Source organism: Fictibacillus sp. BK138 (assembly GCF_004216955.1).
Classification (GTDB): Bacteria; Bacillota; Bacilli; order Bacillales; family Fictibacillaceae; genus Fictibacillus.
Map to the genome: position 1 here is coordinate 397,621 of NZ_SGXL01000001.1, position 26,544 is coordinate 424,164.

General features: G+C 33.4%; 22 protein-coding genes. 19 read left to right on the forward strand and 3 right to left on the reverse strand.

What is annotated here, in order from left to right:
• Positions 1-2: 2 nt before the first annotated feature.
• The 4 genes from EV282_RS02065 (at position 3) to EV282_RS02080 (ending at position 3,674) form a co-directional block, all read left to right on the forward strand.
• The gene (locus tag EV282_RS02065) at positions 3-629 is read left to right on the forward strand and encodes a class D sortase (RefSeq protein WP_130293345.1); all 627 of its coding nucleotides are present in this window, start codon (positions 3-5) and stop codon (positions 627-629) included.
• A gap of 18 nt (positions 630-647) precedes the next feature.
• Positions 648-977 (forward strand): helix-turn-helix domain-containing protein, encoded by a 330-nt coding sequence (locus EV282_RS02070; protein WP_130293347.1) that lies wholly within the window; start codon positions 648-650, stop codon positions 975-977.
• 517 nt (positions 978-1,494) lie between these two features.
• A complete protein-coding gene (locus EV282_RS02075; RefSeq protein ID WP_130293349.1) occupies positions 1,495-2,325 on the forward strand; it encodes a glycoside hydrolase family 16 protein in 831 nt (276 codons plus the stop codon).
• Positions 2,326-2,327: 2 nt separating this feature from the next.
• The gene (locus tag EV282_RS02080; RefSeq protein WP_130293351.1) at positions 2,328-3,674 is read left to right on the forward strand and encodes a glycosyltransferase family 2 protein; all 1,347 of its coding nucleotides are present in this window, start codon (positions 2,328-2,330) and stop codon (positions 3,672-3,674) included.
• Between the two features lie 47 nt (positions 3,675-3,721).
• On the opposite strand, the gene EV282_RS02085 is transcribed toward EV282_RS02080, so the two are convergent.
• Positions 3,722-4,588, reverse strand: a complete 867-nt coding sequence (locus tag EV282_RS02085; RefSeq protein WP_130293353.1) for an SDR family oxidoreductase — start codon at positions 4,586-4,588, stop codon at positions 3,722-3,724.
• Between the two features lie 161 nt (positions 4,589-4,749).
• Between EV282_RS02085 and EV282_RS02090 the strand changes: the two genes are divergently transcribed.
• On the forward strand, positions 4,750-5,622 hold the full coding sequence (locus EV282_RS02090; protein ID WP_130293354.1) for a hypothetical protein: 873 nt from the start codon (positions 4,750-4,752) through the stop codon (positions 5,620-5,622).
• 183 nt (positions 5,623-5,805) lie between these two features.
• Positions 5,806-11,133 (forward strand): Ig-like domain-containing protein, encoded by a 5,328-nt coding sequence (locus EV282_RS02095; protein ID WP_130293356.1) that lies wholly within the window; start codon positions 5,806-5,808, stop codon positions 11,131-11,133.
• Positions 11,134-11,172: 39 nt separating this feature from the next.
• Here the strand turns inward: EV282_RS02095 and EV282_RS02100 are convergent, their stop codons facing one another.
• The gene (locus tag EV282_RS02100; RefSeq protein WP_130293358.1) at positions 11,173-11,475 is read right to left on the reverse strand and encodes a hypothetical protein; all 303 of its coding nucleotides are present in this window, start codon (positions 11,473-11,475) and stop codon (positions 11,173-11,175) included.
• A 255-nt stretch (positions 11,476-11,730) separates the two neighbouring features.
• Complete coding sequence (locus tag EV282_RS02105; RefSeq protein ID WP_130293360.1) at positions 11,731-12,627, reverse strand: LCP family protein; 897 nt, start codon at positions 12,625-12,627, stop codon at positions 11,731-11,733.
• 233 nt (positions 12,628-12,860) lie between these two features.
• Between EV282_RS02105 and EV282_RS02110 the strand changes: the two genes are divergently transcribed.
• From EV282_RS02110 to EV282_RS02170, 13 genes are all read left to right on the forward strand, one after another.
• Positions 12,861-13,607, forward strand: a complete 747-nt coding sequence (locus EV282_RS02110; protein WP_130293362.1) for a YveK family protein — start codon at positions 12,861-12,863, stop codon at positions 13,605-13,607.
• Positions 13,597-14,298 (forward strand): CpsD/CapB family tyrosine-protein kinase, encoded by a 702-nt coding sequence (locus tag EV282_RS02115; protein ID WP_130293364.1) that lies wholly within the window; start codon positions 13,597-13,599, stop codon positions 14,296-14,298. Before EV282_RS02110 ends, EV282_RS02115 begins: the two co-directional genes overlap by 11 nt.
• 145 nt (positions 14,299-14,443) lie before the next feature.
• Complete coding sequence (locus EV282_RS02120) at positions 14,444-15,211, forward strand: tyrosine-protein phosphatase (RefSeq protein WP_130293366.1); 768 nt, start codon at positions 14,444-14,446, stop codon at positions 15,209-15,211.
• Positions 15,212-15,229: 18 nt separating this feature from the next.
• Entirely contained in the window at positions 15,230-16,114 is an 885-nt protein-coding gene (gene galU / locus EV282_RS02125) for a UTP--glucose-1-phosphate uridylyltransferase GalU (RefSeq protein ID WP_130293368.1), read from the forward strand.
• Positions 16,115-16,397: 283 nt separating this feature from the next.
• On the forward strand, positions 16,398-17,723 hold the full coding sequence (locus EV282_RS02130; protein WP_130293370.1) for a UDP-glucose dehydrogenase family protein: 1,326 nt from the start codon (positions 16,398-16,400) through the stop codon (positions 17,721-17,723).
• Positions 17,724-17,771: 48 nt separating this feature from the next.
• On the forward strand, positions 17,772-18,434 hold the full coding sequence (locus tag EV282_RS02135; protein ID WP_130296871.1) for a sugar transferase: 663 nt from the start codon (positions 17,772-17,774) through the stop codon (positions 18,432-18,434).
• A gap of 38 nt (positions 18,435-18,472) precedes the next feature.
• Positions 18,473-19,594: a glycosyltransferase family 4 protein gene (locus EV282_RS02140; protein WP_130293372.1), complete on the forward strand. Its 1,122-nt coding sequence runs from the start codon at positions 18,473-18,475 to the stop codon at positions 19,592-19,594.
• Entirely contained in the window at positions 19,581-21,008 is a 1,428-nt protein-coding gene (locus EV282_RS02145; protein WP_130293374.1) for an oligosaccharide flippase family protein, read from the forward strand. Before EV282_RS02140 ends, EV282_RS02145 begins: the two co-directional genes overlap by 14 nt.
• A 24-nt stretch (positions 21,009-21,032) precedes the next feature.
• The gene (locus EV282_RS02150) at positions 21,033-22,241 is read left to right on the forward strand and encodes a glycosyltransferase family 4 protein (RefSeq protein ID WP_130293376.1); all 1,209 of its coding nucleotides are present in this window, start codon (positions 21,033-21,035) and stop codon (positions 22,239-22,241) included.
• Positions 22,216-23,436 carry a hypothetical protein gene (locus EV282_RS02155; protein WP_130293378.1) on the forward strand — a complete coding sequence of 407 codons (1,221 nt, stop codon included), beginning with the start codon at positions 22,216-22,218 and terminating at the stop codon, positions 23,434-23,436. Before EV282_RS02150 ends, EV282_RS02155 begins: the two co-directional genes overlap by 26 nt.
• 116 nt (positions 23,437-23,552) lie before the next feature.
• Positions 23,553-24,047 (forward strand): acyltransferase, encoded by a 495-nt coding sequence (locus EV282_RS20410; RefSeq protein ID WP_207224275.1) that lies wholly within the window; start codon positions 23,553-23,555, stop codon positions 24,045-24,047.
• A gap of 270 nt (positions 24,048-24,317) precedes the next feature.
• Positions 24,318-25,415 (forward strand): glycosyltransferase family 4 protein, encoded by a 1,098-nt coding sequence (locus tag EV282_RS02165; protein WP_207224276.1) that lies wholly within the window; start codon positions 24,318-24,320, stop codon positions 25,413-25,415.
• The gene (locus EV282_RS02170) at positions 25,393-26,544 is read left to right on the forward strand and encodes a glycosyltransferase family 4 protein (protein ID WP_130293382.1); all 1,152 of its coding nucleotides are present in this window, start codon (positions 25,393-25,395) and stop codon (positions 26,542-26,544) included. The genes EV282_RS02165 and EV282_RS02170 overlap by 23 nt, the downstream gene beginning before the upstream one ends.

Here is a 26,544-nt window from a genome sequence, read left to right on the forward strand (position 1 = left end):
ATATGAAGGGGCTTGCTTACCTATTAATCGTAATAGGTCTATCAACCATGTTGTATCCAAAAGTCAAAAGTATGTATTTTTCACAGCAAGAACAACAGTTGCTAGAGAACTGGGAATCTACCACGGTAGATTCTGTGATCCAACAGAGCTCAGAGCAGCTGGATGATATCTTCCAAGAAAAAAACAGGCCAAAGACTCAACAAAAATCACTTAAAAGTACAAATGGCATTATCGGTAAAATGTCCATTAAAAAAATTAATCTCACTCTCCCTATTATGGAAGGTGCCTCTCAGCAGAATTTAAAAGTAGCTGCTGGTCATATGAAGGGCACCTCTCCGATTGGTGAGATTGGGAATGCTGCCATTGCGGCACACAGAAGTTACACATACGGAAAGCAATTCAATCGACTCCTTGAAGTGGAAAAAGGAGACATTGTTCAGATTGAAACAGCACAAAAAATATTAACCTACACCGTTACGGATAACCTTTTAGTAAAACCAACAGATTTATCGGTTTTACAATCAAATCAAACTGAAAGTATCGTAACGTTAATCACGTGCCATCCTATGAAAAATCCAACACATCGATATATCGTAAAAGCTGTTTTGAAAAAAGAGGAGGTCTTATAGAAAAGGAAGTTGTTTAATGTGAAGCAGAGTTTAGGAAAACAAATTAAAAAACAACGATTAAGAAAAGGAATGAGTATCAGCAAGCTTGCTAAAATTGCTGATGTCTCAAAAGGATACTTAAGCAGCATCGAAAGTTATAAAACCAACCCGTCTGCGCATATAATTCAAAAATTAGCAAAAGCGCTGGAGGTACCTGTGGAACAATTATTAGATGTTCGTGTTGAAAAGCTTGATCCAGAGTGGGTGGAACTTGTGACTCAAGCAAAAGAGATAGGAATTAATAAAGAAGATATTCGTGCATTCTTGGCCTATGAAGCGTGGAAGCAAAATGTTAAGGAAGAGGTGTAGTCGTGATCCGGCTAGGAAATGGACTGTACATTTGTCATCTGAATGGATACCTCTTAAAGGTTGTTTATAAAGGAAATAATGAATGTGAAATTTATTTAGGGGATGAATACCAAGGGAATGCCCCATTCGATTATGTGAAAAAAAAATTAAATTTCATAGAAAAGAGATGGAATACATCTAAATTAACCCACTATAAATTTAGAGAATTTCAACCTACTCTTGATTATTCGATTTAATTCTAACAAAGTTAATACTTCTAATGAGAGCTAATCCTCCTTATGAGGTATTAGCTTTTTTATGTTCATTGTTTGTTCATTTGAAAGAACATTCCATTCTTCATTAAAAAACAAAAAACGATGAAAATCAACATAATCGGTCGTAAACTAGTCGATTTGTGCTTTAAAAAGAACAAAATAGACTTATTTAACGTTTTGTCCATTAGGAGTTTTGTCCTATAATTAACACGTATTGTTCTTTGTGTAGAACAAAAGCTAAAAAACATGAAGAGAGGCGGGGTATGAAACGATTACCTTCTGTAACTTTTATAACCTTAATCATCATAATCTTCTTATTAAATAATTCAAGTACATCGAGGGGCAGTATTATTTCACCATCATCCAAAAAAGAGGAAATGACAATGGAAAAAGTTCAAAAGGAGTTGCTAGTAACGTCTACTGGGAAATGGAAGTTAATCTATTATGAAGATTTTCATTTATTGGACTCAAATATTTGGACAGTTGTTGAGCGAGGAAATAATTATAATAATGAACTTCAATTTTATAGGAAAGAAAATGTTGAAGTCTCGGATGGTTCTCTACGTCTAGTGGCAAGAGAAGAGAATTACAAAAAACATAAATATACATCTGGGCAGATTAATACAAAAGACAAATTAAAAATTCATTATGGAAAAATTGATATCAGGTTGAAGTACACAGAAGGGAAAGGGCTATTTCCGGCTGTATGGTTATTACCATCTAATAACAAGAAGAACTTACCTGAAATTGACATTTTCGAATCGATTGGACAAGACCCTGCAAAAGTCTATATGGTGAATCATTACGGTAATCGAAAGAATTACTCGAGTGATTATGAGGAGTTTATTCTAAAAGATTATAAAAACTATCATACATACACTTTGGAGTGGGATGAAAAAGAGCTTAGATGGTATATCGATAATGAACTCCGTTTTTCCAATAAGAATGGAGTTCCACAAGAGCCGATGTATCTTATTTTAAATTTAGCGGTAGGTGGAAACTGGCCAGGAAATCCTAATAAGCATACCCTGTTTCCTGCAAGCATGAACGTTGATTATGTGAAGATCTACAAATCTAATAATCAGGGAGATTAAATATGATGTTCTATCTTATATTAATCGTCATTGCTTTGTGTACACTCTTGCCTTTACTTCATATGTGCAACGCACTTCCTTTTTTATCTAAAAGGAAAGTCCCTTTAAATAAATTGAATTGTAAGGATAAAGGGATAAGTATTTTAATTCCTTGTTATAACGAAGAAAGAATCCTTGACTTAACAATTAGAGGGATGAACCGGCTTGAATACCAGAATAAAGAAGTCATTTATATAAATGACGGTTCTATCGACCAAACAATGTACACCCTTCATACTCTTCTAGATTTAAAACCACTCAAGATGAACTATTCTTCAACATTGGATCATATGCCAATTCGATTTATTTATCAGTCCTCGCTTTTTCCTAATGTGTATGTTATTGACAAATTAAATGGAGGCAAAGCCGATTCTCTAAATGCAGGTATTGATTTTGCATCAAAAGAATTGATTATTACTTTAGATGCTGACAGTATACTTGCAGATAATTCGTTGGAAATCATTAACCAAGCATTTCAAGACCCAAATGTTGTTGCTGCTGGAGGGATGGTGCATATTCTCCAAGGACGCAATGAGAAATTTAGTTTGTCGTTCAAACAAAAACATATTATTCGATTTCAAATTTTTGAATATTTTAAGGGTTTTTATATCTATAAATCTTCGTTGGCAAAATTAAATGCTTTAGCGATTATATCTGGAGCATTTGGAGTTTTTGATAAAAAGACGTTGTTAACAATAGGCGGATACAGAAAAACGTTAGGAGAGGATATTGATATAACATTACGTTTTCAGTATTATATTCAAAAACACAGAGATAAAAAAGTATTATTCATACCTGAAGCAGTTTGTTACACCGAGTGCCCAGAGAAATGGACTGATTTATTTAAGCAGCGAATTCGTTGGCAAAAAGCATTTGTTGATTGTGTATTTAGATTTGCGGGATCGCTGGTAAGAAGTGTTTTCACGAAACAGTTGTCCTTTTTCTTTTTAATAGAAGCGTTTGTGGTTGGCACGTTAGCAACCTATTTTACAGTTGTTTCTCTAACTTTACTATGTATTGTTAATGAGGAAAATACCATTCATTTATTATGGAGCTATATACTTATTTCAACTCTATTGAACGGTATTTATAGTTTAACAGCTGTCTATATTGCAAGATATCATGGTCAAAAATTTACTCACTATGATAAGCTTCGATTAGTAAATACCATTATACTAGACTTAGCTATTTTTCGATTCATAACATTTCTATTCATTATGTTAGGAACGATTTTATACTTTTTTAACAAACATGATTGGAATAAAGTCACTAGAACAGGGAGAGTATATCAAATTGAAAAAGTTAGTTAATTTTGTATAAAAAAGCCGACGCTTAAAGAAACAGCGCCGGCTTTTTGTTATCCATTTACGACTTTACCACCATTAATATGAATCATCTGCCCAGATACATAAGAAGAATCTTCACTCGCCAGATACACATAAGCTGGAGCAAGTTCTTCAGGTTGTCCAGGACGTCCCATCGGAGTATCTTTACCGAACTGCTCCACTTTATCTGCAGAGAATGTTGAAGGGATAAGGGGTGTCCAGATAGGGCCTGGTGCGATTCCATTCACACGTATCCCTTTCTTAACCAAATTATTCGACAACGAACGGGTGAACGAAACAATTGCACCTTTTGTTGAAGCGTAATCGATTAGTTCCGGATGTCCCTGATACGCTGTGATTGAAGCTGTATTAATAATGCTGCTTCCTTGTTTCAAGTGAGGAAGAGCAGCTTTTGTTAAGTGGAACATAGAAAAAATGTTTGTGCGGAACGTTTTTTCGAGCTGTTCAGCTGTAATATCCTCGAAATTTTGCTGTGGATGTTGTTCTGCTGCATTATTCACCAGAACGTCGAGTCCCCCAAATGAACCAACTACATCACGTACGGCTTGCTCACAGAAAGATTCATCTCCAATATCTCCTCGAATAAGTAAGCATTTTACGTCTTCTTGTTCAATCTGCTGCTTCGTTTCCTCTGCATCACCAGATTCCTCTAAATATACGATGGCAACATTTGCGCCTTCTTTTGCAAAAGCAATTGCAGCAGCTTTTCCAATACCGCTGTCTCCTCCAGTAATTAAAGTAGACTTATTCTTTAATTTACCGCTGCCTTTATACGCAGGGCTTTCTGACTGCGGTTTTGGTGTCATTTCAGATTCGACACCAGGCTGTTGGTTTTGGTGCTGTGCGGGTTGACCTGTTGGATGATTTTGATTAGACATTTTATATATCACTCCTTTTAATCTCTCATAACTTCTTTCTTCCCATCTCACATTGGAATAAACATAGATACGTGCTGCGAAAATTTTTTTTTTACTCCATGGCTCTTTTTCTCTTTCTCAAAACACTTATAGATGAGTCAATTAAAAGGAGGAAGAAAAAAATGAGAGCAGGGAACATTTATCAGTACAAACAAATGAGTAGATTCCAAAGTGTAGTGGAGTTCAATCAACATAAGGACATCTTTCTACAGCAACATCCAGATCTATTTACTCGATCAGAATACATAGCATTTGAAGTGCTCACCCAATATAGTGTTGTTGTCCCAGGTATAGCCAACGCTAAGATTGCGACACTTGTCTCAGCTTGCTCCACCAAGCAAGGAGGCATCTCCAGAGCAACCTTCGTGAGAATGCTAAGAAAAGCCAAAACAACCGGCTTCCTAAAAATACATAAAACGTATCGATCACATGGTGGATTCGCTCATAATATTTTTGTTTTTCACCGAATTGATGTATTGAATGAAACACAAATGACACACCGAGAAAAACCAGGAATACCTTCTGAGAATAAGCAGGATCGCATACAATCGACATCAGAATCTATGAATCTCTTCTCAAATCTCCAAAATAAAGATCTAAACATACGTCAGAAAAAGACCGTCAACATTACCACACCCACTTCTTTAACCACTCCTCAACTTCAAGATCTCGACCACACCTTTGTACCGGATAACGTCCCTAAAGAATTTATCCAAACGGTAAAACCTTTCTATGATAGAGCCACAGAAATATATTCCTTCTGGCACAAAGCCCTTACTGCTTATAAGAAATTTAATTTCCAAACGCCCCTCGAGAGTTTAACCCCAATGGTCATAGACGCCTTCAAAACAACTGTATTCCATTACAAGCGACAAGCAATTAAAACTAGCTTCACGCAATATTTCTACGGTACCCTTAGCGCCATGTTTAGTTCAGAAAAAAGAAAAGAGCATGTAAATACAAATAGACCAGATTACAACTGGCTGGATGCGTAATTCTATTAAAATAGCACTCAAAGAAAATATCTATTTGAAAATAATAAAATAAATAGTAATATTAGTAAGTAGTAAAAAGGGAGGATAAAACAAACTAGGTAAAAAATATCATACTAGGATAAAGTTTTATTTTCTTATAAAAATAATCTGGTAGTTGATCTTATAAGAAAGGGGAGATATGTAATGAACGTTCTTAAACAACAAGGATTAAAAATTACGATCATGATTGGACTTATATTTGCTTTAATCATACAGCCAATCATGCCTGGGATAGAGGCGTTTGCTGCTACTATGGGTGATTCAATACCTCCAGAAATAGAAAGTATTGAAGTAAGCCAACAAATAGTAAGTGTTGGGGATACATTGAAGATAAGAGCTCACCTTACAGATAATCAGTCAGGAGTAGAATATGCTTACGTAGTTTATAAATCGCCTTCTGGAAATAGAGTAGAAGGAATTAGATTAAACTATAACCCTACTGAAGAAGTTTGGGAAGGAAACTATACAATTCAATCGACCGATGAAGAGGGAATATGGAGTATAAGTTGGATTGATTTAAGAGATAAAGCAGGCAATTACGAAACAGTCCGCCAATATAGTGATGCATTATTGCCCTTTAAAAGTCGAACGGATTTTACAATAGCAAATGAAAATGGAGACTCCACACCTCCAGAAATTACGAGTATTGATGTAAGTCCAAAAGAAGCTAAACCTGGAGATAATATAACAATAAAGGCATACCTGAAAGATGATCGGTCAGGAGTAGAGTATGCGTACGTAGTTTACAAATCGCCTTCTGGAAATAGAGTAGAAGGAATTAGATTAAACTATAACTCTACTGAAGAAGTTTGGGAAGGAACCTATACAATTCAATCGACCGATGAAGAAGGAATATGGAGTATAAGTTGGATTGATTTAAGAGACAAAGCAGGTAATTACGAAACAGTCCGCCAAAATAGTGATGCGTTATTGCCTTTTAAAAGCCAAACAGATATTACAATAGCAAATGAAAATGGAGACTCCTCACCTCCAGAAATTACGAATATTGATGTAAGTCCAAAAGAAGCTCAACCTGGAGATAAAATAACAGTAAAAGCACACCTGAAAGATGATAGGTCAGGAGTAGAATATGCTTACGTAGTTTATAAATCGCCTTCTGGTAACAGAGTGGAAGGAATTAGATTGAACTATAACTTTAATGAGGGTGTTTGGGAAGGGAACTATCCAATAAACTCAACGGATGAAGCAGGAGTATGGAGTATAAGTTGGATTGATTTAAGAGATAAGGCAGGTAATTACGAAACAGTCCGCCAAAATAGTGGTGCATTATTACCTTTTAAAAGTCAAACAGATTTCAAAATAACTCACGAAACTGAAGACACCACACCTCCTGAAATCCCAACAGTGGATGAAGTTACAGACCAATCTTCAGCCATCACAGGTTCTGCTGAGCCTGGCGCAACGGTATCTGTAAAAGCTGAAACCGAAGAATTAAGTTCTACTGAAGCGGCAGAAGACGGAACATTCACCATCACTATCCCCATGCAAAAAGCAGGGACAATATTATCAATCACAGCTACAGATAAAGCGGGAAATAGCAGTGAGCCGAAGAGTGTAACTGTTAAAGACGTCACAAAGCCACAAGCGCCAATCGTTAATGGAATTACGGATACGTCATCTACACTTACAGGAACAGCTGAAGCTGGATCAACTGTTTCCGTCCAAGCAGGAACTGGAGAGATTGGTTCAGCAGTAGTGGGAGAAGACGGGTATTTCACGGTTTATATCCCTATTCAGTTGACGGGAACAGAGTTGACAGTTGAAGTGAAAGATGCCGCTGGGAACACCAGTGATCCAACAGCCATCGTGGTTACAGAAGATGAAAATACAGTCGTTGAAAGTATAAGTATCGATAAACAACAAGTTACGATAGGTGAAACTGTACAAGTTAGTGTGAAAATGAAAGATTATACGGGTATTGATTATCTTAATGCTTATTACCATTCACCAGTCACTAGTCAGAATTATACTGTGCGATTGGATCTCAACCCGTTAACAGGAAGTTATGAGGGATATTTTCCTATTAATAGTTATCTGGAAACAGGTACATATGAGCTGACTATGTTAAGTACGTATGGTGTATTAGGTATTCATAGTATCCAGAAATACGAGGATCCTCTTCAATTTGAGAACGGGGATATTGTTGTTACTGGTACTTCAGGAATCAATGTGATTGAAAGTATTACGTTAGATAAAAAAGAAGTTGCTGCTGGTGAGACATTGGGAATCAAGGTTAAAACATCTCAAAAGTTAGATGTACATACCATGATTTTATATTATGATACGCCGATCACGAATAAAAGTCATAACGTCACTGTAGTATATAACGCAGAAACAGATGTGTACGAAGGGATAGTTTCGGTTCAAAGTAACTTTGACTCAGGGATATATCAATTAGACATGCTCAGTATGTATGGCCCTGGTGTTACAACCGCTCTATACAATTGGCAATATGGAAGTCTGTTCGATACGGGAGATTTTACTGTTAGTGGAACGAGCGGGAAAGATGTTATAGAGAGTATCAAGGTCATAAATAAAGAAGTAACTGCTGGTGACACAATGCATGTGAGTGTAGATGTAACAGATCCCACAGGGTTAAGTTACATGAATTTGTACTACGAATCGCCTGATAATGGAAAAAACTTTACGGTAGGTCTTCACTACAATCCTGAATCAAATGCATTTGAAGGAAGTATGCCGGTAGAATTGCATAAAGAAGAAACAAACTACAATGTATACATGATAAGCCTCTATTACACTTTCAATAATACGACTGCTCTATATGATTCATACTATGGTGATCTCTTTAATTCCGGAGATTTTAAAGTATATACAGAAGAAAACCCTCCTACATTCAAGAGCCTAACTATCGATAAGAAAATGGCGGAATCAGGAGATAAAATAGGAATTACTGTAGAAGCTGCTGATGATACTCATCTACAGGAAGCGGTTGTTCACTATACGTCTCCTGTAAGTGAGACTAAGCATTCAATCGTTTTAAACTACTACGCGACAAGTGGAAAGTTCTTTGGTGAATTCTTAGTTGATGAATCCACAGAAATCGGAAACTGGCTGATTGATACTATTGAAATCAAAGATACAAATCAAAACGCGACCATCCTCCATAATGGAGAGTCGGATTTAAACAGCGGTACTTTTACTATCAATAAAAAGGATGTAATAGCTCCAGATACTCCAACAGTTGATGAAGTAACGGATAAATCAATTGCTGTAACTGGTAAAGCAGAAGCAGGCTCAACAGTTTATGTAAAAGTAGGAACGGACGAAATAGGTTCAACAACTGCTGAAGAAGATGGAACTTTCAACATCAACATTCCAGTTCAAAAAGCAGGAACAAAGCTTTCTGTTACAGCAACAGACAAAGCTGGTAACAAGAGTGAAGTGCTGGAAATCACAGTTAAGGATGTAACGAATCCAGAAAAGCCTATCGTTCAAGAAGTAACGGATAAATCAACTGAGGTGAAAGGAACTGCTGAATCTGGTTCAACTATTACAGTTGTATCAGGAACAGAAAACCTAGCAACTACAGTTGTTAAGGAAGACGGTACTTTTGAAGTCGCTATTCCAGTTCAAAAAGCAGGAACAATGTTAACTGTCACAGCAACAGACAAAGCTGGTAACAAGAGTGAATCTCAGGAAATCATAGTTAAGGATGTAACAAATCCTGATCAGCCTTCCGTTCAAGAAGTAACTGATAAATCAACTTTGGTAAAAGGAACTGCAGAATCAGGATCAACTATTACAGTAGAATCAGGAACAGAAATTCTGGCAACAACAGTTGTTAAGGATGATAGTTCTTTTGAAGTTGCAATTCCGGTTCAAAAGGCTGGAACAAAGTTAATTATTGCAGCGACCGATCAAGCTGGTAACAAGAGTGAAGCGCAGGAGATCGCAGTTAAAGACGTAACCAATCCTGAAAAACCTGTTGTTCACGAAGTAACTGACCAGTCCACTTCTATTACAGGAAAAGCAGAAGCAGGATCAACTGTCTCTGTGAGAGTAGGATCAGACGAAATAGGTTCAACAACTGCAAAAGAAGATGGAACTTTCAACATTACGATTCCAGTTCAAAAAGCGGGAACAAAATTAGTTACATCAGTAACAGACCAAGCTGGGAACAAAAGTGAAGCTCAAGAGATTACAGTTAAAGATGTAACTTTTCCTGAAAAGCCTGTTGTTAACGAAGTGACAGACAAATCAACTGTTCTTGCAGGAACTGCAGAACCAGGTTCAACGATTACGATAAAAGCAGGAACACAAGAATTAGCAACAACTGTTGTTAAGGAAGACGGAACTTTTGAAGTTGCAATTCCAGTTCAAAAGGCTGGATCAAAGCTATCTATCACAGTAACAGACCAATCCGGAAACAAGAGTGAAGCTCAAGAGATAATGGTTAAGGATGTAACAAATCCTGAAAAGCCTGTTGTCCAGGAAGTGACTGATAAAACCACTGGAATTAAAGGAACTGCAGAAGCTGGTTCAACGCTCTCTGTAAAAGCTGGATCTGAAGAAATCGGTTCTGCTGTTGCAAAAGAAGATGAAACTTTCACAATCAGTATTCCAGTTCAATCATCTAATACCAAGTTAACTATCACAGCAACTGATACAGCCGGTAATCCAAGTGAAGTATTAGAAATCACGGTAAAGGATACAACACCTCCTCAATTAACGAGTGTAAATGAGGTAACAAGTGAATCTACAATTATTACAGGAACAGCAGAACCGGGAGCAATTGTCTCTGTTCATCATGAATCTGAGTTATTAGGATCAGCTTATGCTGCAGAAGACGGGAGCTTCGAGGTTTCAATACCTCAACAAAATGCTGATACAAAGCTATTAGTGAGAGCAGCGGATCTCATAGGTAATGAGAGTGAAATTTACGAAATCGTTGTAAAGAACGCAACACCACCAGTCAAACCTCAGTACTTTACAGATATTAAAGGTCACTGGGCTGAGAATGAGATGATTAAATTATCTGAACTAGGATTGGTGAAAGGATATACTGACGGCTCTTTCGGTGTAAGTAAAAAGATAACGAGAGCGGAAGTCGCATCTATAATCGCAAGACACCTTAAATTAGAGGGAACTCCTTCAACTTTTACTGATATTCCCTCAAATTATTGGGCGTCTAATGTCATAGGTGCTATTCAAGCGAACAAGATTATGAGTGGCTACAATGATGGAACGTTTAAGCCTAATGCTCCGATTACACGGGCTGAGATCGCTTCTATTATGGAAAGAGCTTATAACTTAAAGGGTGAAGGAACACTTGGATTCACAGATGTACCTTCTACTCATTGGGCATATAAACCGATTAGTGTGTTAGTATTTAATAATCTAACAAGCGGTTTTAGTGATAACACCTTTAGACCAAACGCTGAATTATCAAGAGCAGAATTCGCCGCATTCTTATCACGAGTGATTAATTAACTATAAAATGAAAAATACCAGCCAACGGGGCTGGTATTTTTATTTCCATTTTTTCATTTTATCTTTAAGATATTCGCGGATTTCTTCTGCTTCTGCGCGATCAATGCTTCGGAAATCTCCATCGTGCTTTACAATAAAAAAGCTATCTCGGGGTTTTTTCTTAGCATATGTAAGTTCATAACCGTTATCAACGCTGCAAACTATTTTGAATGGTGAGCGATAGAACGACTGCAAATCTAGTGGCCCATTAACAATATCTTCAAAAGTGCTCATGTCATTATTAATCGAAACAATGGATGGACGTTTGGATGGTTCAACCATTAATACGGAAATCGTAGACAAAGACGGTACCTCCTTATTTATCCTACTAATATCATAGTATCATATACCCTTTAATTTGGTAATGGGTGTAAAATGATTATTTTTGTCGAAAAATTACGAAAACTATCATTTTTCTACAAAAGTAATAGTACGTTAAGATGGGTTAATGTTTTCATAAAAATCCAATTCAATTCAGTAATTTAGTGATTCGTATTATTACTTTAAAAAAGTGTAACAAAAAACCAGACGATTACAAGGTCTGGTTCTAATGTCCTATTAATTTAAATATTCATTCAAAAGATCATGTATTCGGTTTCTTTCACTATCATCAACGATTCCATAATACGTGCCATTTATCATCTTTCCGGAACTTTTTATTTCGGTAGACTGTTGATTTCTTCTTGCACCTTTATAGTTTTTCTGAATATCCTTCATTTCCTGGAACGTCATATTCGTTTTTACGTTATCACTTAGAATATCAAGTATGTTATCAAATTTAGTAATAGAAGAAACACGTGCACCTTTATCTATAATAGAATTGATCACCTGGCGCTGGCGGTCGTTTCGTCCTAAGTCGCCTTTAGGATCTTCATATCTCATTCTGGAATAGGCTAATGCTTCTTTTCCTTCTAATTCCTGTTGACCAGCCGGGAAAGAGTATCCCTCATAATCAAATGCTCTTGGGTTATTTACATTAACGCCACCAACTGCATCAACAATATCTTTAAACGATTCCATATTCACTTTTACATAATAATCAATAGGTGTATCCAGGAAATTCTCTACAGTATCCATTGCCATCTGTGTGCCACCGAATGCGTATGCGTGGTTGATCTTGTCGTCCATCCCTTTTCCGACAATTTCAGTACGAGTGTCACGCGGGATGCTGAACATGAGCATTTTGTCTTCCTTCGGATCAACAGCTACTATAATAATTGTATCTGATCGGCCGCTATCACCTTCACGCTCGTCCACACCTAGTAACATAATAGAAATCGGTTTTAAGTCTTCCTCTTTTCCCGTAATAACAGGCTTGGGTTTGTCAGTTTCAATCTTCTCGTGCATTTCAGATACAGCGTCTTTTGCCGAATCATACAGATAAAAAGCGTAGCCTCCTACTCCTAAAACAGCAAGACCTAACATAATCCCTATAATTATTAGAAATTTCTTCATTTACTTAATCTCTTCTTTCTTATTAATTTAGCAATCTATTTTAAAAGTATATCATGTCCAACTTTAATAGAATATGCCAAAAGCACTGTTACAAAATGTTATAGTTATGTTACAATAACGTTAAATTACGACCATTTTTTACAATAAATTATAAAAAAGTCCCTGTTTTGACAATGATATATGCTATAATACTACGGACTTTAAAATACTTTTTAGCTAACGTGGAGGGTTTCATGGAAGAAACGATTTCGTTAAAAGATATTGCCGTTACATTAAAAAAACGGCTTACGTTGATTGCTTTAATCTCAGCTGTCGCCGTAGCAATTAGCGGTATTATCTCTTATTTTATACTTACACCGGTTTATCAAGCTTCAACTCAACTTCTAGTTAACCAAAAATCAAGTGATCAACCCGTACTCGACCCGAATCAAGTTCGTACAAACGTTGAAATGATTAACACATATAGCGTTATTATTAAAAGCCCAACGATCTTAGATCAAGTTGGAAAAGAATTAAACTTAAAGCAAACAACTGAAGAACTAACACATAAGATTACAGTAAATAGTGAACAAAACGCTCAAGTATTTAATTTAACTGTAGAAGATGAAGATCCTGCACAAGCAGTTAAGATTGCAAACAGCATTGCGGAAACATTCAGTACAGAAGTGCCTGAATTAATGAATGTTGATAACGTAAGAGTACTTTCGCCTGCAGTATTAAAAGATAATCCAACACCAGTTAATCCAAAGCCACTTCTAAACATGGCAATCGCTTTAGTTGTGGGTTTAATGGCAGGTGTAGGACTTGCATTCTTACTTGAATACTTAGATAACACATTAAAAACAGAAGAAGATATTCAAAATGCTCTTCAGTTACCGATACTTGGTGTAATTCCAAAAATATCAGTAGAAGATGAAAGAGCTCCAATGATGAATAAAGCAGCAAGTAAGCGGATGGGAAGTGGAACGCTTGAGTCGTAAGTTTAAAAAAACTATTAAAGATTTAACTCAACGTAGTTTAATCACACATAACAATCCGAAGTCACCAATTTCTGAGCAATATCGAACCATTCGTACGAATATACAATTCGCATCTGTTGATAAAGAGTTTAAGACATTGATGATTACTTCATCTGGTCCGGGAGAAGGTAAATCCACGACAGCAGCTAACTTAGCGGTTGTTCTCGCTCAACAAGGTAAGAAAGTCCTTTTAATTGATGGAGACCTTCGTAAACCAACGGTACATTACACGTTTAATGTGAGTAACATTTATGGAGTAACAAACGTACTGACACGCCAGCGATCGTTAAAAGAAGCTGTAGTAGCAACAAAGATTCCAGACATCGATGTATTGCCAAGTGGGCCCGTTCCACCTAACCCTTCTGAATTAATTAATTCTAATTCGATGGATCAGTTAATTGAAGAAGCAAGCAGCTTATACGATTATGTACTGTTTGACACACCGCCAATTATGGCTGTTACAGATGGGCAATTGTTAGCGAATAGAGTGGATGGAGTAATCCTTGTTATTTCTAGTGGGAAAACCGAAGTAGAAGCTGCAATCAAGTCTAAAGAACTCCTTCTTCATGCAAATGCAAAAATACTAGGAACGGTTTTAAATGGTAAAGACGTAAGTAACGATAACTATTACTACTACTACGGGGCGAATTAACCTGTAAAATGACACAAATCGACAAAAATACACGGTTGTCAGAATATGTCTGTATGTTACGATAATTTTTGATAGGCTGTGTAAGTATTAAGAACTAGTTTTGTAGAAAGCTAGTTCTTAAGTATGGTAAGGGGCTGAAGTATGAATGATCGACATACATAGTCATATTTTGCCGGGAGTAGATGATGGGGCCCAGAACTTAAATGAAGCAATCAATATGGCAGAGGCAGCCGTAAAAGAGGGGATTACATATCTCTACGCAACACCACATCATCGCAACGGCAGATTTGAAAATGAAAAGCAAACAATTTTAAATGTAGTAGACCAATTGAATCAAGAACTAATAATAAGAGGAATCCCACTTACCATTCTTCCCGGACAGGAAATTCGTATATATAAAGAACTTATAGAAGATCTTGATCGGGATACATTAATGCCGTTACACCATGAGTTGAAATATTTATTAATTGAACTTCCTTCAAGCAATGTTCCAGCATACGCCACAGAAATTCTCTATGAACTCAGTCTTAGAAACTACACACCTATTATTGTTCATCCAGAAAGAAACAGTGAAATTATGGAAAACCCTGACTTGCTTAAAGACTTCATTATCACAGGTGCACTAACACAAATAACAGCAAATTCCGTGATCGGAAACTTCGGTAAAAAAATCATGAATTTCTCTCAAGACCTAATAAAGTCAAATATGGCTCACTTCATTGCATCAGATGCACATAACATAACGAGTCGAGGGTTTCATTTAACGCAAGCTTATGAAACTATTCAAAAACAGTTTGGAACGGACACAAGATATTATTTACAAGAAAATGCACAGCAGGTAATGAGTGGCGAGAGTGTTCTAATTGAACAACCACAACAGATCAAGAAAAAGAAGTTTCTAGGGATATTTTAAAGGAGGACAACCTAAATAATGAAAAAAGTAAGAAAAGCCATTATACCGGCAGCAGGATTAGGGACCCGTTTTTTGCCGGCAACAAAAGCGATGCCTAAAGAGATGCTACCAATAGTGGACAAACCAACGATCCAGTACATCGTTGAGGAAGCCATCGAATCGGGCATTGAAGACATCATTATAGTAACAGGTAAAGGAAAGCGAGCGATTGAAGATCATTTCGACCATGCCTTTGAGCTCGAACAAAACCTGTTTGAAAAGGGGAAGTTTGATCTATTAGATAAAGTCAAACAGTCCTCAAAATTAGCTGATATACATTATATTCGTCAGAAAGAACCAAAAGGTTTAGGTCACGCCGTAAATTGTGCAAAAAAATTTATTGGAGATGAGCCCTTTGCCGTATTACTAGGGGATGACATCGTACAAGCAGACAAACCTTGCTTAAAGCAACTAATTGAACAATATGAAAAAACTGGTTCTTCTGTAATAGGAGTTCAAGAAGTTCCCGAAGATCAAACAAGTCGTTATGGAATTGTTGATCCGATGAGTAAGTTAGGAAATCTTTACGGGGTTAATAACTTTGTAGAAAAGCCAAAACAAGGAACTGCACCATCTAATCTTGCAATTATGGGTCGTTATATCTTAACTCCTGAGATTTTTACATATTTGGATGAACAGGAGACAGGTGCAGGCGGAGAGATCCAATTAACCGATGCAATTCAGAAACTTAATCTATTACAGAGAGTGTTTGCTTATAATTTTAATGGACAAAGATTTGATGTAGGTGAGAAATTAGGGTTTATAACAACAACGATTGAGTTCGCACTAAAAGATAAAGAAATTAGTAAACAACTTTTACCAGAATTAGAGCGATTGATTGAGCAGGTAAAAGTAAGAAGTTAAGTTAACAGAAACAGAAGTATCATTAAGGATTGTTAATAATAGGTGATGCCTCCTTACCTTTATCAAAGGTGGCACTCGGTCACATTGTGGGTACCAAGCTTACCTTAGACGCTAGTCGTCAAAGGTGTGGTGTGAGGTGGGGTTAAATGCCCCTCTTATTATTTTTAGAAAACCAGCTTATATGAAAACGCTTTTACATTATGGATACCTAATGAAAGGACATTTTTGAGTGCTCTTTCATTAGGTATTTACTATGAATTAATAAAAAGGAGATTTACTAATAGTGAAAATAACTGTAGTAGGTACAGGTTACGTTGGCCTTGTAACAGGCACTTGTTTGTCGGAAATCGGACATAACGTGATATGCATAGATATCGATGAAGAAAAAGTAAAAAAGATGAAAAAAGGGATATCTCCTATTTTTGAACCAGGACTAGATGAGCTCATGGTAAAAAATATAGAAATTGGTCGTTTAGACTTTACAACCGAATATATCGTTCCTTTTCAAACATCTGATGTGATCTATATTGCAGTAGGTACACCGGAGAATGAAGATGGTTCAGCCAATTTATCATTTGTTGAGCAAGTTGCTATTGATATAGCCCAAAATGCTATTAAAGATTTAGTTGTTGTAACAAAGAGTACTGTACCTGTAGGGACGAATCATTGGATTAAAGAAACGATTCAAAATCATCTAAAGACAAATGTAAATGTAGAAGTGGTCTCCAATCCTGAATTTCTAAGAGAAGGATCGGCTATCTATGATTCTTTTAATGGAGATAGAATCGTTGTTGGAACTGAAAATCCAGAAACAGCTAGTTTACTTGAAGAGATTAATAAGCCTTTTGGTATCTCAGTGTTCAAAACGGATATTCGCAGCGCGGAAATGATTAAGTATGCAGCGAACGCCTTTCTTGCAACTAAAATTAGTTTTATTAATGAAATCTCAAATATTTGCGAAAGAGTTGGAGCAAATGTTGAAGATGTTGCGATAGGAATGGGAAAAGACAATCGAATAGGCTCTCAATTTTTGAATGCTGGTATAGGATATGGCGGTTCTTGCTTCCCAAAAGATACAAAAGCTCTGGTGCAAATAGCTGGAAACGTAGAATATGAATTTGAATTGTTAAAAGGTGTTATTGAGGTTAATAGAAAGCAACAAAGTATCTTGTTAAATAAGCTTCATAAGAGATTTGAAAGTTTAGAAGGAAAGAATATTGCAGTGTTAGGTCTTGCATTTAAGCCTAATACAGATGATATGCGTGAAGCTCCTTCAATTCCTATAACAAATCATCTAATTATCCAAGGAGCTAATGTTAATGCATATGATCCAATAGCTTCTGAAAATGCAAAAAAAGTATTGAATGAAAATATTCATTATAAATCTAGTATTGAAGAAGCGATAACAAATGTTGATGCGATACTTATACTTACCGAATGGTCTGAAATTAAAAATCTACACAATTTACTAGATGAATCTAACCTAACTCATCCGATTGTGTTTGATGGGCGTAATTGCATGGATATAGAGAAGTTAAAAAATTCCAAAATTGAATATTATTCAATGGGAAGACCAGCTATTAATGCAAAAGAAGTAGTTAAAGTTTGAGAATAATGAAAGGGAGGGTAACGAATGCCAGTAGTAGCAGAACATAAAATGACTGTAAATACGCATACTACTCAAAAGCATATTGTGGTTACAGCTGATGATAAACCACTTTATTTACTGTTAAAAAGAGGGGTGGACATTGTTGGTGCACTCATAGGAATTATATTATTATCATTAGTATTCTTAGCTACAGCAATATTAATTAAAAAAGAAGATTCCAAAGGACCAATCTTATTTAAACAAATTCGCGTTGGAAAAGACGGCAAAAAGTTTTATATGTATAAGTTCCGTTCTATGGTTAGTGATGCTGAAGAGAGGTTAGCAGAACTTCTTCAGTATAATGAGATTGAAGGAGCTATGTTTAAAATGAAAGAAGATCCCCGTATTACAAAAATCGGGAAGTTTATTCGAAAGACTAGCATTGATGAACTTCCTCAGTTGTGGAATGTATTAAGGGGTGATATGAGCCTTGTAGGTCCACGTCCTCCTCTTCCAAGAGAGGTTAGAGAATATACCAAGTATCACAAACAACGATTAATTGTGACACCTGGTTGTACAGGTCTTTGGCAAGTTAGTGGTAGAAATAATCTAGGGTTTGATCAAATGGTAGAGTTAGATTTATATTATATTTCAAATAGAAGTATCATGTATGATATTAAGATAATTATTAAAACAATAACTAGTATAATAAAATCAAATGGTGCCTTTTAAAATAAGAGCATTAACCACTTTTTGAGAGTAGTGACGATATGAAATTACTGTTAATAACTAGTATGTATCCGAAGCAAGATAATTTATATAGAAACGCTTTTGTTCATAGAAGAGTTCTTAATTATAAAGTTCTTAATCCAAATCTTGAAATTACAATTTTTGTTTTAAATCATTCAAATAAGGAACAATATAAATTTGAAAATGTAAATGTAATTGAAGGCAATTCACAAGAATTACAAAACTTAATAGATAGAAATTATTATAACAAGATTTTAATTCATTTTATTGATAGACATATGATGAAAGTGCTTAGGAATATTAATTTTCGTATTCCTACAATTATATGGGTACATGGTGTAGAAGCATTGGGGTGGTATAGAAGACTATTTAATTTCAATTTAAAGGAATTCCCTAAATATATATTGCAGAATACTTTACAAATGTACTTACTTAATAGATTTATATCATCTACGAAAAATAAAAAGGTTAAATTTGTTTTTGTTTCAAAATGGATGAAGAAAATTCTTGAAACGGATACCTTTTCAAAATTAAATAATAGTTCAATTATTCCAAATCCGATAGACATCAAACTTTTTAATTATGTTAAGAAGCCTATTGAACACAGAAAAAAAATACTATTAATAAGACCATTTGATTCAAAAAAATATGCAAATGATATTGCAATAAAAACAATTTTAATGTTGAGTAGAAAACATTTTTTCGAAAATTTAGAAATTACTATTTATGGTAAAGGGAGACACTTTGATAAATTAACCTCACAACTTAGTGCTTTTGAAAATATATCCATAAACAATAGATTTTTAACGCAAGAGGAAATCTCAGATATACACAAAGAACACGGGATTTTTCTATGCCCAACAAGACAAGATGCACAAGGTGTATCAATGTGTGAGGCCATGTCAAGCGGTTTGATACCTATCACTTCTTTAAATACAGCAATTCCTGAATTTGTTCATGATGGAGAAAGTGGCTTCTTAAGAAACACCCCAGAAGAAATGGCTAAAGCAATTGAAGAACTATATTATGATCCAATATTATTTCAAAAAATGTCTGAAGAAGCTTCGAAAACTATACAAAGTTTGTGTAATAACGATTTAACCATTTCCAAGGAGATGTACCTCATCAGTGAAAATATTTAAGAACCAACTATTAAAAAAGTTTATTGCATTCTCCATTGGAAATTGGATTACTTTACTTATTGCACTAATATCCACACCAATTATTACAAGAATTTTAACACCGGAAGAATTTGGGGTTTTTTCTTTATTTACTATTACCGTAAATTTTTTAATTGTGATTGCTACAATGGGATTAGACCAAAGTTACGCGAGGTATTATTATGATGGATCTAATCCTCTTAAACTTTTTTATCTTACCTTAACTTCTTCCTTATTAATTAGTATAGTATTTTCTTTAATATTATTACCATGGCTGAATGTTGTAATTAAATTTATTTTTAATATAGAAAGTACTTTAATAGGTTTCCTATTAATTTTCGGCTTAATTATTGGTATTTTAAATAAATTTATTTTACTTTTGTTTAGAATGGAACAAAAAGCCAAATTATATTCATTATTTCAAGTAACTATGAAGGTAACAGAATTAATTCTTTTGATTGTTTTGTATTATTTTTTAAATAATCATTTGCAAAATTATTTAATACCAATAATATCATTCTTATTGTCTGTATTTTTTACAACTTTAGTTGGTTACATGTTTAAAAGTAGTTTAAACATAAAAAACCTCCAAAGAATTGAAGGTAGAACTATTAAATTTAGTAAACTTTTTCGCTACGGATTTCCTTTAGCTATATCATTAATAATCACATGGTTATTTCAATATGCCGATAGGTTCTTAATAAAAAATATAGCTGGTTATAATGAATTAGGAATCTATTCAGCAGCATTTAAAATTATATCAATATTAAATATATTACAAGTAAGTTTTACTACTTTTTGGGTACCTGTTAGTAATGAAAAATTTTTCGGCTTAAAAAAGAATTCGACTGATTTTTTTAAACAAATGTTTAATTTGGTTTCATTCGTTATGATAACACTTGGCTTTGTCTTAATTTTATTTAGAGATTTCTTAATATATATCTTTGGCAACTCATACGAAAATGCAATATATGTGTTTCCGATGTTGATATTTATTCCTATAATGTACACAATTTCAGAGATTAGTGTAGTCGGAATAAATTTTTACAAAAAACAAAAATGGCAAATAATTATTGCAATAGTTACTTGCTTATTAAATATAATCTTAAACTATTTGTTTATTCCGAATTGGGGGGCAAAAGGAGCAGCAATATCAACTGGTATTTCATATATTTTATTTATGTTTTTGAGAACTATCGTTGGGAATTTTTATTTCAATATGAATTTAACTCTAAAAAAATTCTTTGTAAGTTTATCATTATTGTTAATCATATCATTGATTTTCACCTTCACTAAGACAAATTTATTTACTTTTTCTATTTTAGTTATATCTTTATTAGTCCACATATTCTTAAATAGAAGAATAGTAATCGAATTAAAAAGCAAAATACTTTAAATAAGAGTATAGGAAGGATTAGTTTTGAAAAAGAAAATTTTAATTGTTAATTCTTATTACGACCCAACTGTCATAGGTGGTGCGGAGATATCTACTCAACTCTTAGCAGAAGGGTTACAGAATAACTTTGAAGTATTTGTATTAACATCTACTAAAAATAAAAGTAACGATATAATAATTGAGGAAATTAATGGGGTAAAAATATATAGAATGCCTATTAAAAATATTTATTGGCCACCAGAAAAAGAAGTGAAAAGTAATTATACAAAACTTCTGTGGCATTTAATAAATACCTTTAATCCTGTGCAATATAATCTATTATTAAAAACAATTACCACTATTAAACCGGATATTATTCATACAAATAATTTAATGTGTATAGGCACATATATATGGAGGATAGGAAAAAAACTCTCAATACCTGTAATTCATACATTAAGAGATTATGCTTTAATCGATCCTGTGAAAAATAAAACACTAAGTAATATTATTTCTAAAATTAATATTAAACGTGCACAAAACATAGATTTTGTGGTAGGTATTTCAAATTTTATCTATAAGGAACATACAAATAAAGGTTTTTTTAAAAATATCCCAGTAGATCGTATATTTAATGTAGTTCATACTAAAAAATACAAAAAAACTTATTTAAGTTCAAATACAAAAGGGCTAATTATTGGCTATTATGGACAACTTGCGGAGAATAAAGGAATTCAAATTTTAATAGATATAATAAATAACACTAAAGAAAATCTTATTTCAAAAATATATATATGTGGTTCTGGTTCGTTTGAAAGTAAAATTAAAGAACTAAGTAATTTTGATAAACGAATTATTTTTTTGGGTAAAACTACAAAAGATGAAGTCTATAAACTTATGGCACAATCCGATCTTACTATTGTCCCATCGATCTGGAATGAGCCATTTGGAAGAGTAATAATTGAATCATATCGACAAGGTACGCCTGTATTGGGTTCTAATGTTGGTGGTATTCCTGAGATATTAGTTGAAAAACAAATATTATTGGCAAGTCCTACTTATAGTGATTTTATAAAAAAAATAATTTTCTTCTCTGAATTAAGCACACAAAAAAGAAAATCTATAATTAGTAATTGTTATATTGAATCTAGCAAATATATTAATAATATTAAGCTATATATTGATGTTTATAATAAATTTTTTAATAAAAAAAACGAGGTTACTATCGATGGTAATAAACACGGGATTAGCTAATTTAAATCGATATAATTTAAATTTCATAATAATATTTTTTTATTATGCAGCAATTTATGGAACTATCGCAGTATTTGAAGAAAATATGATGATAAGGTCAATAAAAGATATTATTCTTCTAGTGATTTCGTTTATAACATTATTTATAATTATTTTCAAAAAGCAACAAAAGGATTTATTTGTTTTGTTTGTTCTGTTTCTTTTTTATATCCCTATAATTATTATTCCTTACATGTTCTTAAATTTAAGCGAACAATCATTATTATATGGTTTAAAAATTACTATACTTCCTATAGTCATGCTTTTTACAGGTATATTATTAAGCAATTTTATAAAAAAAGATAAAATATTAAATTGTTTTAAGGGTATTTTCTTCATTATTACAGCTACATGGTTAATACAATATTTTTTAGGTATTGAAAAATTATTAAATTTCGGATATGAGTATGGAATAAATGTTAAGCATTTTTATGGTTACTTAAGGCTGCCCTCAACAATAGGTACACCAGATGGTTATGCAATTCTACTAGCATTTTTATCAATTATAATTGAAAGAAATATAAAAAACAAAAAAATAAAAATACTATTTTTTATAGTTTCTATGGTTTTTATACTTTCTAGTACTATAAGATCAGCAATAATGTACTGGTTAGTCGCATATATCACCCTTTTCTTTTTAAGAGTTCTTACAAGTCGTACCAAGTTTATTATTTATTCTTCACTTTTATTAATCTTTGTACCCATTTTTTTATTCATCATGTCAAAAGTAAATAATTCATTATTTTCAATTCACTCACTTGAAGATAGGCTCTCTCACTGGAACTTAATAGAGTTTGATCCATTTTCAACCAAAGGAATAATCGGGAGTGGACTTGGATCAGTTGGAGCTTCGAGTGTAAAATTAGAAGAAATCAACAGATCTCTAAATGGATATGCTGTTGATAATCAATTTTTAGCTATTTATTATCAAATAGGTATACTAGGTATAATAATATTTTTGTTAATTATATTTTATATACTCTATGTGTTCTTTAAAAAAAGAAGTAAAGGGCAATTAGGGATAATAATAATAATAGGCACTATAGTTTCTTGTCTTTTTACTAATACTTTAGAGATATATCCATATAATTTATATTTTTGGTTTTACCTTGGTATATTAATAGATGAACCAGAGCTTATAGAAACCGAGTATTAGGAGTACTTAAAGGAAAATTATTAGTTAATACTCTTACTAATGTTACGTTTATATATGAATTTGTTAAACGAAATTTTATAATTATTTAATACATCATCATTAAGTAGGGGATATCTTTGTTAAAAAGGATTAAACATCATGCCTGGTCTTTTTTAGTTAATGTTATTGGAGGTTGCACAATATTTCCTAAAAGGGTTAGATGGAGATGGTACCGTATTTTCGGAATAAATAACGATCGAATAAATGTTAACTCGCATTGTTATTTCCGAACTCCAAATGTTGTTATAGGAAAGAACTCATTTTTAAACAATCGTTGTTTTATTGAAAGTAATGCTAGAGTTACAATCGGAACAGACTGCTGTATTGCTATGGATGTAATTATTGGGAGTGATACACATGAATTGGGAGATTCAAAGCGAAGAGCAGGAAAAGTTATTAGTCTACCAATTACTATAGGGGATGGATGTTGGATAGGAGCTAGATCTACAATTCTTGCAGGAGTAACAATTGGTGAAGGTTGTATAATTGCGGCAGGTTCTGTTGTTATAAAGGATTGTAAACCTAATAGTTTGTACGCTGGTGTTCCTGCTATATGGAAAAAAGATTTATAAATAAATAACAATGTGTAATGATAAAATAAAGTGGTTTATATTACTTCATTTAGAATTTTTAACTGCTTATACCAAAACTTGCGAAGTCGATATCCGACTTTGCTTTTTTGATACTGAAAAAGTTATTGTGGAAAGGATAATTACCCCCCTTTTTAGATACAAAAGACACAAAGAATTATCGGTAATTTAAAGTTCGTAGCTTATTTTGTACAGTTGTCAAATTTCAAATTCAAGGATTAATAATAATTAGAAAAGAAGTGGAGGGAAATCATGAAAATATATATAAATGGAAGATTTTTAACTCAGAATACTACAGGTGTACAAAGAGTTGCTCAAGAAATAATAAAAAGTTTAGATTGTGAACTACTGTTTTATAAAGGTGAACCTATTTCTTTTGAAATATTATTGCCTAAAAATCAAACATTAAAATTGGAATTGAAAAATATTAAGATGAAAAAAGTCGGCCACTTAACTGGACATTTATGGGAACAATTAGAGTTACCCTTTTATTGCAAAAAGAAATTATTAATTAATTTTTGTAATACTGCACCTGCATTAAAAAAAGAACAAATGGTTTTTATTCATGATGCTGCTATATTTTCTAAACCAGAAGGTTATTCTTTGAAATTTATTTTATGGTATAGACTTTTATATTTATTTGTTGCTAGATTTTCTTATAAAATAATTACTGTTTCTAATTTTTCGAAGGGTGAACTAGTGAGGTATTTACCCAACTTAAAGAAAAAGATATCAGTTATTCCTATAGCAGCTAACCATATTGATAAATTAAAAAGTGATGAATCAATCCTAATTAATAACGGATTGGATAAAAAAGATTATCTTTTTGCAGTAAGTAGTATGCATCCAAATAAAAACTTTAAATTAATAATAAATGCTTTAGAACAGATGACTAGTTTTAAGGGGCAAGTAGTAATTGCTGGATCTTCTAATGGCAAAGTGTTTTCTAAAGAAAAATACAAAAAAAATAATAATATAAAGTTTATTGGATACGTAACAGATGAGCAGCTAAAAGCTTTATATAAAAATGCAAAAGCATTTATTTTCCCATCATTATACGAGGGTTTCGGATTACCTCCACTTGAAGCAATGAATATGGGGTGTCCGGTAATAGTTTCCAACGCCGCTTCAATACCCGAAGTTTGTGGAGATGCAGCATTATATTTTAATCCGAATGATTTCCAAGAGCTTCAGAATTGTTTTAATTTAATTTACAATGATGAAACCTTGATTAAAGATTTAAAAAGAAATGGTTTAAGAAGGAGTAAAAAGTACCATTGGTCTAAGACCTCCGAAGAATTAATTAATAAAATAAAAGAGGTATTAAATGAAAATCGCAATTATACATGATTGGCTAGTAACTTATGCTGGTGCTGAAAAAGTACTAGAAGAAATATTAAAAGTATATCCAGAGGCCGATATCTTTAGTCTCGTTGACTTCATTCCTGAAGGGCAACGAGATTTTATTTTGAATAAAAAGGTAAATACATCTTTTATTCAGAACTTACCTTTAGCAAAAACTAAATACCGTAGTTATTTACCATTAATGCCTATAGCAATTGAACAATTTGATGTTTCAAAATATGATGTTATTATTTCTAGTTCTCATGCGGTAGCAAAAGGAGTAATAACTGGACCGGAACAATTGCATATCTCATATGTACACTCTCCAATACGGTATGCCTGGGATTTGCAACATCAATATCTAAAAGAAGCTGGATTAAATAAGGGTTTAAAAGGTTTAATAGCTAAATTTTTGTTATTTCAGATTAGAAATTGGGACTATAGGACTTCTAATGGTGTAGATTATTTCTTATCCAATTCAAATTTTATTTCTAATCGTATTTGGAAAGTTTATAGAAGAAAATCTTCGACGATTTATCCACCTGTAGACGTTAGCAGTTTTACTATGGGGCATGAAAAAGAAGGTTTTTACCTAACAGCCTCAAGAATGGTACCTTACAAGAAGATAAACGTTATTGTCGAAGCATTTAACAATATGCCTGATAAGAAATTAATAGTAATTGGTGACGGTCCTGATTTTGAAAAAATAAAAGTAAAAGCAAAAAATAATATACAACTATTAGGATATCAATCATTTGAAGTTTTAAAAGACCATATGCAAAGAGCAAAAGCTTTTGTCTTTGCAGCTGAGGAGGATTTTGGAATAACTCCTGTTGAAGCACAAGCCTGTGGTACACCTGTCATTGCTTTTGGAAAAGGTGGTGCTTTAGAGACAGTTAACGGATTTAATGAAACAGAAAATCCAACTGGTTTATTTTTTAAAGAGCAGACTCCACAATCTATAGAAGATGCAGTAAAACAATTTGAAAAAATTAGTGATTTTATATCGCCAATAAATTGTAGAGAAAACTCAATAAAATACTCTCCAGAACGATTTAGAGAAGAGTTTAAAAGATTTGTAGATGAGACATTAAAGGAAAAAAGTTTATCTTTATCAAAAGAGGAGGTTTATTAG